The organism is Kitasatospora sp. NPDC059088, assembly GCF_042738155.1.
In the GTDB taxonomy this organism is placed as follows: domain Bacteria; phylum Actinomycetota; class Actinomycetes; order Streptomycetales; family Streptomycetaceae; genus Kitasatospora.
Genome location: NZ_JBHYGR010000192.1, coordinates 3,518 through 14,349, shown reverse-complemented (window position 1 = coordinate 14,349; position 10,832 = coordinate 3,518). Strand labels below are relative to the sequence as shown.

Here is a 10,832-nt window from a genome sequence, read left to right as displayed (position 1 = left end):
GGGCGGTGTTGGTTTTAACGCGCCCGGCGCGCCGCCGTCTTGGGGGGGGGGGGTGTGGGGGGGGGGTGTGGTGTACGCGCCCCCCCCCCCCCCCGACCCTTTCCCGCTGCTAAGCCACCGGGTGCCATCGTCAGTAGCGCGGCTTCCGGGTCAGCGCCAGGCCGCCCAGCAGGAAGGCGACCCCGAGCACGCCGGCGACCACCGCGGAGGTGGTGTCGGCGGGCTTGTGGCTGGCGTCCATCACGGCGGTGACCAGGCCGGCGACGGCGCTGATGTAGCAGAAGATGGTGATGAAGATCTTCACCTTGGGGTGCATGGAGGTGGTCCTTTCCGGTTTCCGGGAGGGGTGTGGTGCGGTCGGGCGGTTTCCTGCGGTCAGGCGGTTTCCTGCGGTCCGCGGCCCGCGGGTGCGGTCGCGGCGGCGGTGAGGCCGAGCAGCATCACCCAGGCGTCGGGGTCCGACCGGAAGCGGTTCCAGCGGTCCGCCGCGAGGGCGAGTTCGGCCAGTGAGAGGACGCCCCGGGCGACCAGCGGCTCCAGGCGCCGCGGGCCGAGCTGCGGGGCGAAGGCGTCGGTCGGGTGGTCGTCGTTGGTGGTGGCGAAGGGGCGCAGCACCGGCTGTTCGAAGCCGGCCGCGCGCAGCAGCCGGGGGAGCCGGCGCCCGATCGAGCGGTCGCCGCCGTCGGCCCGCTGGGCGGCGGCCATCTTGGCGTGCACGCCCGCGAGTTCGGGGTACGAGGGCTCGGCGGCGCCCCACAGCGCGGAGTCGACCTCGGTGACGGCGACGGTGCCGCCGGGGCGCAGCACCCGGCGGACCTCGGCGAGCACCGCGACCGGGTCGGGCACGTGCTGGAGGACGTAGCGCAGCAGCACGAAGTCCACGCTCGCGTCCGGCAGCGGCAGGTCGGCGCCGTCGGCGACCAGCAGGGTCACCCCGGGGCCGGCCGCGTGGGCGAGCAGTTCGCCGTCGATGTCGGCGGCGATCAGTTCGGTGCCGGCGGGCAGCGCGGCGCGCAGCCGGCGGGTCACCGCGCCCGGCCCGGCGCCGAGTTCGAGCACCGTGCGGCCCGAGGGGAGGCCGAGTTCGCGCAGGATGCGCAGTTCCTCGGGGAAGGAGAGCGCGGCCTGCGCCTCCAGCCGGTCGAGTTCGGCGGCGAGGCCGCCGCCGGTGGTGCGGGCGGGGTCGTAGGAACCGCCGACCGGTCGTACGGAGGTGCTCATCGGGGCCTCGCGATCATCGTCATGCCGTGCTTGGGGCGGAGGGTGACCAGGGCCTCGGGTTCGACCGGGAAGCCCTCGACCAGCTCCAGCCGGACGGACTGGAGCAGGGAGGCGAGCACCAGGACGGCCTCCAGCATCGCGAAGTGCTGGCCGACGCAGATCCGGTCGCCGCCGCCGAACGGCAGGTAGAGGTGGCTGGGCAGGTCGGCGCCGTCGAAGCGGTCCGGGAGGTACGCGTCCGGCCGGTCCCAGTATTCGGGGTGGCGGTGCAGCACCCACTGGCTGACGCACACCAGGGTGCCGGGCTCGACGTGGTACCCGCCGATGACGTCGGACCCGACGGCCCGGCGGGAGATCAGCCAGACCGGCGGGTAGAGCCGCATGGCCTCCTGGATCGCCCGCCGGCAGGCCGGGAGCGCGGCCAGGTCGGCGGCGGTCGGCGGGCGGCCGCCGAGGACGCGGTCGACCTCCTCCTGGACCTTGGCCAGCTCCTCGGGGTGGCGGTCGAGCAGGTGGAGGGTCCAGGTCAGGGACTTGGCGGTGGTCTCGTGGCCGGCCATCACGATGGTCAGCACCTGGTCGCGGAGGTCCTCGTCGGAGACCAGGTGGTGGCTGGACATCAGGGTGTCCAGCAGGTCGCCGCTCGCCCCCGCGCTGCCCCCGCCCGCGCGGCGGGCGGCGATCAGGGTGCGGGTGACGGTGTTGAGGAACACCCGGGCGCGGCCGAAGTCGGCGTACCGGCGGGCGGTGTCGGCCGGGTCCGGGTCCGGGGTCGGTACGTAGTGGCCGATGCAGCGGTTGACGGCGTCCACCGCGCGGGCGAAGCCCTCGCCGATGCCGTCGATGTCGGCGCCCAGGATGGCGTGGGTGAGGATGCCGAGGGTGAGCGCGGTGAGGTGCTGGTCCACCTCCAGCGGGGTGCCGGCCTCGACGGCGGGCCGCCAGCGCTCCAGCATCTGCGCGGTGGCGTCGGTGACGATGCCGTCGAAGGTGCGGACGGCGCTGGGGCGGAACGCGGGCGCGGTGAGGTGCCGTTGGCGGGCCCAGTCGGCGCCGTTGCTGGTCAGCAGCCCGTTGCCGAGCAGCGGGCGCAGCATGGCGTCGTCCGGGGTGCCCTCCTTGGTGTAGTTGGCGCCGTTGTCCTTGAGGACGTGTCGGGCGTACTCGGGCCGGTTGAGCAGGTAGACGGTGTCGCCGTCGGCGCGGTGCCGGGTGACGTCGCCGTAGGTGCGGGCCAGGCCGGTGATGAAGTCGAGCGGCGACTCCCTCATCAGCGCCATGTCGATGTCGTCGGCAGGGCCTGGCGGGACGGTGTGCGTAGGCACGGTGCGGACCACCCCCGTGTTTCCTCTCGGTGCTCACCCGGGACTTCCGGAATGCGTACGCGCCCGGCGAACACATACGTACGTATTTCCCGCTGAATTCCCCGTACGCATTCGGATGCGTATGTCGATACGTATTCTGATGCGTATTCAAGGGCGCGGGACGCCTGAAATCTACCGCACCCGCCGCACGTGCTCAATACTTAGTCCGGGCACCGGAAGTGAGGTCTTGGCGGCCCATTGCGGCCGTGTCATTCTTCATTCGTCGGCAGCGCCGGGAAGCACGGAAGTGCCGAGGCCTGCCGACGACCAACCGGAATCCAGAGAAAAGGAAATTCTCATGGCTTTGGACCAGAGGAAGCGGGCCGAGTTCGTCAACGGCTACACCCGCGCCCTGATCAGCGCCTGGTCGAGCGAGGAGTACGCGGCCCGCCTGCGGACCGACGCCCGCGCCGCCCTCGCCGAGGCCGGCCTGGAGCTCCCGGCCGACGCCGAGATCGTCATCGTCCAGACTGCCGCCGAGGGCGAGCAGGAGGGCAACCTCGAGGTGCAGGTCGAGCTGTACGAGATCGGTCTGGCGACCGGCCGTTACGAGTTCCACATCCCGGAGACCCCGCAGATCGACACCGCCGAGCTCAGCGAGGGCGACCTGTCGGACATCGCGGCCGGCGGCAACTCCTGCTGCTGCCCGTGCTGCTGCTGCACCTGATCCAGCCGGGAAACCCGCAAGCCGGGCAAGGTGCCCGGCCGGTCGACCTGATGACCAGGCCGACCTGATCACCCCACCAAGGAGCGATCCACAGTGGCGACTGCCGTCGGGGAACACCCCGTCTCAGTCCGCGGCCTTCGCAAGAGCTACGGCGACTGGCACGCGGTCCAGGGTCTGGATCTGGACATCCACCAGGGTGAGGTCTTCGCCCTGCTCGGGCCGAACGGCGCGGGCAAGACGACGACCGTCGAAATCCTGGAGGGCGTCCGCCAGCGAACCGGCGGTGACGTGCGGGTCCTCGGCTGCGACCCGGCCGAGGACCGGCGCGACTGGCGCGCCAGGATCGGAGTGGTCCCGCAGACCACCGGTGCCTACTCGGACCTGACGGTCCGTGAGGTGGTCGAGCACTTCGCGGCGTTCTACCCGAACCCGCTCCCGGTCGGCCAGGTCATCGACATGGTCGGACTGGGCAAGCACGAGAAGAAGCAGAGCACCGACCTCTCCGGGGGACAGGCCCGTCGGCTCGACGTCGCGGTGGGCATCGTCGGCGACCCGGACCTGATCTTCCTCGACGAACCCACCACCGGGTTGGACCCGGTGGCTCGCCGGGAGGCCTGGGACCTGGTCCGCTACTTCTCCGAGCGCGGTCGCACCACCGTGCTCACCACGCACTACCTCGACGAGGCCGAGGCGCTGTGCGAGCGCGCCGCGGTGATCGTCGCCGGCCGGGTGGTCCAGTGCGGGCCGCTGGCCGAGTTCGGCGGCCGAACGCAGACTCCGACCACGGTCTCCTTCCGGATTCCGCCGGAGCTGGCCGGCCGCACGCTGCCGTCGTTGCCACCCGGGGCCGACCCGGCCCCGGTGGGCGCGGACGGCGTGCTCAGGATCGGCACCCACGCCCCGACCGCGCTGCTCGCGGCCCTGGTCCCGTGGGCGCACCGGGCAGGGGTGGGCGAGCTGCCCGAACTGCGGGTGCACCGGCCGACCCTGGAGGACGTGTACCTGGACCTGATCAGGGAGCACGCCGACGGCACCGACCGCGGCGCGGACAACAGCCAGCTGATCTCCGAGACGGGGACCCGATGACCCTCACCCAGACCCCCGTCGCCGCGCCGGCCCGCGACGGAGCCCGGCGCGCCGGACGGATGCCCGGCGTCTGGCGGGCCTCCGCGGCCCGTTCCAAGGTCGAACTGCGGGCGTTCTTCCGGAACAAGCAGTCGCTGGTCTTCACCCTGATGTTCCCGGTGATCCTGCTGTTCGTCTTCGGCTCGATCTTCTCCGGGAAGGTGGCCGGCACCGACACCGACCTCAAGCAGGTGTTCATGGCCGGCATCATCGCCGCCGGCGTGATGAGCACCTCCTTCTCCGGCCTCGCGATCAACATCGCGATCGAGCGCGACACCGGAACCGTCCGCCGGCTCGCGATGACCCCGATGCCCAAGTCGGCGTACTTCGTCGGCAAGCTGGTGCGGGTCATCGTCACCACCGCGCTGGAGGCCGTGCTGCTGATCGGCATCGCGCTGGCCCTGTTCGGGCTGCCGCTGCCCAGCACCCCGGAACGCTGGTTCACCCTCGGCTGGGACCTCGCGCTCGGCACGGTCGCCTGTGCGATGGCCGGCGCCGCCTACTCGGCGCTGATCCCCAACAGCCGGTCCGCGGCGGCGATCGTCACCCCGGTCTTCATGGTGCTGCAGTTCATCTCCGGCGTCTTCTTCCCGTTCGGCCAACTCCCCGCCTGGATGCAGACGGTGGCGGCGTTCTTCCCGGTCAAGTGGATGGCCCAGGGCTTCCGCTCGGTCTTCCTGCCGGACTCCTTCACCGCCGTGGAGCCCGCCGGGAACTGGGAACTGGGCCACATCGCGATGGTCCTGGTCGCCTGGTCGCTGGCCGGCCTGGTGCTGACCGCCTTCTCCTTCCGCTGGCGCGGACCCAAGGTCCGCTGAGACCCCTCGGAGCTGGAACATGACGACGGCACCGGTGCGCCTGCCGGACCACCTGATCCACCCGTTCGCCCCCGCCGGGCGGGCGAACCCGCACCCGGCGTACCGGTGGCTCCGGGCCAACGACCCGGTCCACCACGACCCGGCGTCCCGGCTCTGGCTGGTCACCGCGCACGCCGACTGCGCGACGGTGCTGCGCGACCCGCGCTTCTCCGCCGCCCAGGGCCAGCGGGAACGCGCCCGCGACGACGCCCTGCCGCCGTCCATGCTCACCACCGACCCGCCGGACCACCAGCGGCTCCGGGCCCCGGGGGCGCTGCTCCTGGGGCCGGCGGCCGTCCGCTCCCTCGCCGACGGGCTCGCCGAGGACGTGGACGCGCTGCTCGACCGGCTGCCGGCCGGCGGGCGGGTGGACGCCGTCGCCGACCTCGGCCGGCCGCTCGCCACCGCCGTGTACGCGCGGCTGTTCGGCCTGCCCGCGGCGGAGCTGCGGCGCTTCGAGGCGCTCGCCCGGGCCGCCTCCGTCAACCTCGACCCGATGGTGCCCCCGGCCCGCGCCGCCCTCGGCCGCGGCGCCGCCACCGCGCTCACCCACTACCTGGACGGGCACACCGGCCGGGTCCGGGACCGGGACGTCCCGCTGGCCGCCCTGGCCGCCGACGACCGGCTCAGCCGCGCCGAGATGCTCGGCGTCCTCAACCTCGCCGTGATCGGCGGCTGGCAGCCGCTCGCCGAGTTCATCGGCAACGCGCTGCACCTGCTGCTGCCCGACCGCCCGGCCGTCGCCCGGCTCGCCGCCGCCGACGAGGACCTCGCCCGCCTCGCGGTGGACGAACTGCTCCGGCTGGAGGCCCCGATCCCGTTCACCGCCCGGGTCACCACCGACCGGGTCGAACTGGCCGGCGGCGTGCTGCCGCCCGGCGCCCGGGTCCTCGCGGTGCTCACCGCCGCCAACCGCGACCCGGAGGTCTTCGCCGACCCGGACGAGCTCCGCCTCGACCGCAGTCCCAACCCCCACCTCGGCTTCGGCGGCGGCCCGCACTTCTGCCTGGCCGCCCCGCTGGTCCGGCAGACCGCCGCCCTGCTGCTGCCCCGGCTGGTCCGCCGCTTCCCGGCCCTGCGTGGCCCGGACGGCGCCCCGGACTGGGACCAGAGCCTCGTCCCCCGCCGACTGCGGGCCCTCCCGATCGAGCTCGGAGCAGCGCTGTGACCAGCTACGACGTCATCGTGGTCGGCGCCGGGGCGTCCGGCCTCACCTGCGCCCGACTGCTGTCCCGGGCGGGTCTGCGGGTCGTGGTGCACGAGGCCCGGGAACGGCTCGGCGGGCGGATCCACACCTTCCGGCCCGCCGACGGCGGCCCGCCGCTGGAACTCGGCGCCCAGGTCGTGCACGGGGACCGGAACCCGGTGCACGAGCTGCTCGGACCGGGGAGCACCGGCGCCGTCCCGCGCCGGGTCACCGCCCGGATCGTCGAGGACGGCGCCGAGCGGTCGATGGGCGCGCTGAGCGCCGGCCGCCGCGCACCCTGGCTGCTGGAGGCCGCGCTGCGGCGCACCCCCGGCGTCACCGGCCTGTCCGTCGGCAGCTGGCTGCGCGCGTGCGGCAGCACCGGCGCCGAGGCCGCGGCCGCCACCGAGTGGTTCCGGCAGAACTGGGCCACCGACCCGGAGCGGCTCAGCGCCGCCGGGGTCGCCGCCGCGCACCGCGGGGACACCGCCGGCGAGGGCGAGTACGCCGTCGACGGCGGCTTCGCCCGGCTGACCGAACGGCTCGCCGACGGCCTGGACGTCCGACTCGGCTCGGTGGTGCGGGAGTTGTCGTACGAGCCGGGCCGGGCCACGGTACGGACGGACGCCGGGGGCGCGGTCGCCCGCGCCGTCGTCCTCACCGTCCCCCCGGCCGCCCTCGGCGGCATCGCCGGGCTGCCCGCGGCCAAGCTCGCCGCCGCCGCCGGGCTGCCCGCCGGGGACGGCTGCTGCGCCGTGGTCACCCTGGACCGGCCCGCGCCCGACACCGTGATCGTCTTCGATGTGGACGGCCGCACCGGCTTCACCCGCTGCGCCGCCGGGCGCCCCGAGGTGCTGGTGGTCGCCAAGGCGGGGGCCGCCGCGTCGCTGCGCGCGGCCGTCGCCGACCGCACGGCCCTGGCCGCCCTGCTCGCCACCGCCCTGCCCTGGACGTCCGGCGCCGCCGTCCTGGACACCGCGGTCGCCGACTGGGGCCAGGACCCGTACGCGGGAGGGGCGTTCACCGCCCCCCGGGCCGGGCTGGAGGACGCCGCCCGGCGCTGGGCCGAACCGGTCGACGACACCCTCTTCCTCGCCGGTGAGGCGACCGTCGCGGGTGAGCAGCTGCCCTGGGTGCAGGGCGCCCTGGCGAGCGGCGAGCGGGCCGCGGAACAAGTCCTCAAGGCACTCCGACGGGCGCCGTCCGATGAACGAACTCCGATGAACGCCACCCGATGAACGCCACCCGATGAACGCCATTCGATGAACGTGAGCCCGATGACCGTGCACCACGGCTGGTACCTGCTGGCCTTCCGATCCGAACTGGCCGACGACATCACCCCGTTGGCGATCGGAGCGCGCCGCCTGATCGCCGTCCGCGAGGGCGGGCGGGTCCGCGTCCTGGACGCCAACTGCCCGCACCGCGGCGCCCACCTGGGCTACGGCGGGCGGCGCGAGGGCGACTGCGTGGTCTGCCCCTTCCACGGCAAGCGGATCGGCCTCGGCGACCCGTCCAAGCACTGGTCCGTCGCCGAGCACCGGGTGCTGGAGTGGGGCGACGCCGTGTTCGTCCGGCTCTCCGACCACCCGGACGGCGACCGCGGCTTCGAGCGGGCGGTCCGGGGCTGGCAGGACGAGTACCCGCTGGTCGCGGCCGTCGCCCTGCCGGTCGCGGTGCCGCCCGAGTACGTCGTCGAGAACGCCTTCGACCCGGACCACTTCAAGGCCGTGCACGGCGTCCCCGGCAACCGGGGGATGGCCACCCGGGCGGGCGAGCACGGCGAGCTCGTCATCGAGGGCGAGTTCCTGATGCAGACCTCGCCCTGGCAGGACGCCCGCACGCTGGAGGAGATCCGCTGGGAGGCGGTGCGCACCGGCCGGGTCCGCTGGGACTTCAAGCCGCGCTTCCACGCCCAGGCGTTCAGCCCCCACGTGGTGGTCACCGAGTTCGGCCCGCCCGAGACCCGGCAGGTCATCGTCACCGGCTCCGTCCCGACCGGGGACGGCGGCTGCGTCGCCCGGGTCGCCATCGGCGTGCGCGAGGACCAGCGGGCGGCGCTGCCGGCCCTGCTCGGCGGCAGTGAGAAGGCGCTCGCCGAGGACAAGGTGGTCTGGGAGCACCTGGACCACACCATGACCCCGCGCTACGACGCCCGCGACGAGCCGGTGCTCGCCTTCCGCCGCTTCTGCGCCGACTTCGGAGCCCGACTTGACGACTGACCTGCACCTCCACCGCCAGGGCGACGGCCCGGCCGTGCTGTGGATCCACGGCTACACCATGGACTCCACCACCTGGCAGCCGCTGTGGGACCGCCTCCCCGGCTTCACCCACATCGGCGTCGACCTGCCCGGCCACGGCGGCTCCGCCCCGCTCCTGCCGGGGCTGACGCTCCCGGCCCTGGCCGGGCAACTGGCCGAGGTGGCGGCGGACACCGGCGCCCGCCGACTGGTCGGCCTCTCCTTCGGCTCCGTCTCGGCCCTCCAACTCGCCTTCCAGGAGCCCGGGTCGCTCGACCGCCTGGTCCTCGCCGCCCCCACCCTGGCCGGCACCCCCAACGAGGACTCCGCCCGGGTCCGCTACCAGCAGCTGTCGATGCTCCACCGCATGGTCGGCCCCGGCGACCAGCTCGCCGACCTCTGGATGCAGTCCCCGCCGGACATCTTCACCGGCACCCGGCGCCACCCCGAACTCCGCGCGGCCCTGCGGGAGGTGGTCGCCCGGCACAGCTGGGCCGAACTCGGCAACCGCGCCATGGACGCCCTCACCGCCCACCGGCACACGGTGGACGACCTGCGCCGGATCACCGCCCGCACCCTGGTCGTCCTCGGCGACGAGGACATGCCCGCCTTCACCCGCAACGCCCGACTGCTGCGCGACACCGTCCCGGACTGCCGGCTGGCGACCCTGGCCGAGACCGGCCACCTCCCGCTGCTCGAACGCCCCGACGCCTGCGCCGAGTTGCTCGCCGCCCACCTCGCCTGAACCGTCCTCGCCCGAACCGTCCTCGCCCGAACCCCGGGCCCGCCCGAACCCCCGACCGTCCAGGTCGCATTCACGCCAGCCCCGCGACCGGTCCGCTGCTGGACTGGTCGCGTGTCCACCACCCTCCACCCCACCCCGCCCGCCACCGCCCCTGCGCCCGAACGGGGTTGGCCGGCCGTCGTCGCCGTCACGACGGGGATCTTCGCCATCGTCACCACCGAGATCCTGCCGGTCGGCCTGCTCACCCCGATCGGCGCCACCTTCCGGATCTCGGACGGCACCGCCGGGCTGATGATGACCCTGCCGGGCGCCGTCGCGGCCGTCGCCGCCCCGGCCGTCACGGTCGCCGTCCGGCGGGCCGACCGGCGCGCGGTGCTCTGCGGCCTCATGCTCGCCCTCGCCCTCGCCGGCCTCCTCACCGCGCTCGCCCCCGGCTACTGGGCGGTGCTCACCGCCCGGGTCGTGCTCGGGGTCGTCATCGGCGCGTTCTGGTCGCTCGGCGCCGGGCTCGCCCCGCGCCTGGTCGGCGCGCGGCGGCAGGGGCGGGCCAACTCCGTCATCTTCTCGGCGGTCCCCCTGGGGTCGGTCCTCGGCGTACCCGCCGGGGTCCTCCTCGGCCACCTGGCCGGGTGGCGGACCGCGTTCGCGGCCATGGCGCTGCTGAGCCTCGCCGTGGCCGCCGCCCTCGCCGTGACCCTGCCCCCGCTGCCGCCGCAGACCCCCACCCGCCCCGCCGTGCTGTGCGGGCTGCTCCGCACCGGGCCCGTCCTCGCCGGTCTCGCCGTCACCCTCCTCCTGGTGACCGCCCACTTCGGGACGTACACCTATGTCACGCCCTTCCTGGCGGACGTGACGCACGCCGGGCCGGGGGCGTCTCCGCGCTCCTGCTGGTCTACGGGGTCGCCGGTGTGGCGGGCAACTTCGCCGGCGGATTGCGGGCGGGCCGGAGCCGGGCCGCCCTCACCCTCGCGACCGGCCTGCTCGCGGCCGCCGTCCTGCTGCTCCCGGCCTTCGGGAGGTCCTTGACGGGGGCGGTGCCGCTGCTCGTCGTGTGGGGCCTCGCCTACGGCGCCGTCCCGGTCTGCGTCCAGAGCTGGTTCGTCCGCGCGGCCCCGCAGGCGCCGGAGGCGGCCACGGTGGTGTTCACGTCCTCCTTCCAGGCCACGATCTCGCTCGGCGCCCTGGCCGGCGGCGCGGTCGTCGACGCCTGGTCGCCGTCCGCGGTGATGGTGGTCGGCGGGTGCCTGGCGCTCGCCGCCGCGGTGGTGGCGCAGCTCGCCCCGCGGTCCGTCGCCACTGCCTGAAAGCCCGAGGAGGGGGGGGGGGGGCCCCCCCCCCCACCCCCCCCCGGCCCGGCCCGGGGGGCGCGGGGGGGGGGGGGGCGGGGGGGGGGGGGGCGCGGCGGCGCGGCGCCCCGGGGGGGGGGGCGT

Annotated in this window: 10 protein-coding genes and 1 pseudogene; 8 read left to right on the top strand and 3 right to left on the bottom strand. The window is 74.7% G+C overall.

From position 1 onward, the window contains the following. Window positions 1-130: 130 nt before the first annotated feature. Genes ACFWXO_RS42280 through ACFWXO_RS42270 form a run of 3 tightly spaced genes read right to left on the bottom strand, consistent with a single transcriptional unit; the run spans window position 131 to window position 2,546 of the window. Window positions 131-316, bottom strand: a complete 186-nt coding sequence (locus tag ACFWXO_RS42280) for a hypothetical protein (protein WP_360237855.1) — start codon at window positions 314-316, stop codon at window positions 131-133. Between the two features lie 59 nt (window positions 317-375). Beyond that, window positions 376-1,221, bottom strand: coding sequence for a class I SAM-dependent methyltransferase (locus ACFWXO_RS42275; protein ID WP_375892823.1), 846 nt, complete (start codon window positions 1,219-1,221; stop codon window positions 376-378). Then, window positions 1,218-2,546 carry a cytochrome P450 gene (locus ACFWXO_RS42270; protein WP_375892824.1) on the bottom strand — a complete coding sequence of 443 codons (1,329 nt, stop codon included), beginning with the start codon at window positions 2,544-2,546 and terminating at the stop codon, window positions 1,218-1,220. Before ACFWXO_RS42270 ends, ACFWXO_RS42275 begins: the two co-directional genes overlap by 4 nt. Before the next feature lie 337 nt (window positions 2,547-2,883). Here ACFWXO_RS42270 and ACFWXO_RS42265 point away from each other — a divergent pair, with 337 nt between their 5' ends. From ACFWXO_RS42265 to ACFWXO_RS42230, 8 genes and pseudogenes are all read left to right on the top strand, one after another. Further along, complete coding sequence (locus ACFWXO_RS42265) at window positions 2,884-3,252, top strand: hypothetical protein (protein WP_223886012.1); 369 nt, start codon at window positions 2,884-2,886, stop codon at window positions 3,250-3,252. Window positions 3,253-3,345: 93 nt separating this feature from the next. Then, window positions 3,346-4,338, top strand: a complete 993-nt coding sequence (locus tag ACFWXO_RS42260; RefSeq protein ID WP_380531769.1) for an ABC transporter ATP-binding protein — start codon at window positions 3,346-3,348, stop codon at window positions 4,336-4,338. Beyond that, window positions 4,335-5,195: an ABC transporter permease gene (locus ACFWXO_RS42255; protein WP_375892827.1), complete on the top strand. Its 861-nt coding sequence runs from the start codon at window positions 4,335-4,337 to the stop codon at window positions 5,193-5,195. The genes ACFWXO_RS42260 and ACFWXO_RS42255 overlap by 4 nt, the downstream gene beginning before the upstream one ends. Window positions 5,196-5,214: 19 nt before the next feature. After that, window positions 5,215-6,402 (top strand): cytochrome P450, encoded by a 1,188-nt coding sequence (locus ACFWXO_RS42250; protein ID WP_380531765.1) that lies wholly within the window; start codon window positions 5,215-5,217, stop codon window positions 6,400-6,402. Continuing rightward, complete coding sequence (locus ACFWXO_RS42245; RefSeq protein WP_380531762.1) at window positions 6,399-7,658, top strand: flavin monoamine oxidase family protein; 1,260 nt, start codon at window positions 6,399-6,401, stop codon at window positions 7,656-7,658. Before ACFWXO_RS42250 ends, ACFWXO_RS42245 begins: the two co-directional genes overlap by 4 nt. A 39-nt stretch (window positions 7,659-7,697) precedes the next feature. Beyond that, window positions 7,698-8,639, top strand: a complete 942-nt coding sequence (locus ACFWXO_RS42240; RefSeq protein ID WP_375892832.1) for a Rieske 2Fe-2S domain-containing protein — start codon at window positions 7,698-7,700, stop codon at window positions 8,637-8,639. After that, window positions 8,629-9,402 carry an alpha/beta fold hydrolase gene (locus ACFWXO_RS42235; RefSeq protein ID WP_380531759.1) on the top strand — a complete coding sequence of 258 codons (774 nt, stop codon included), beginning with the start codon at window positions 8,629-8,631 and terminating at the stop codon, window positions 9,400-9,402. The genes ACFWXO_RS42240 and ACFWXO_RS42235 overlap by 11 nt, the downstream gene beginning before the upstream one ends. A gap of 111 nt (window positions 9,403-9,513) precedes the next feature. Next, window positions 9,514-10,706 (top strand): annotated as a pseudogene (locus tag ACFWXO_RS42230) (MFS transporter). Window positions 10,707-10,832: the final 126 nt, after the last annotated feature.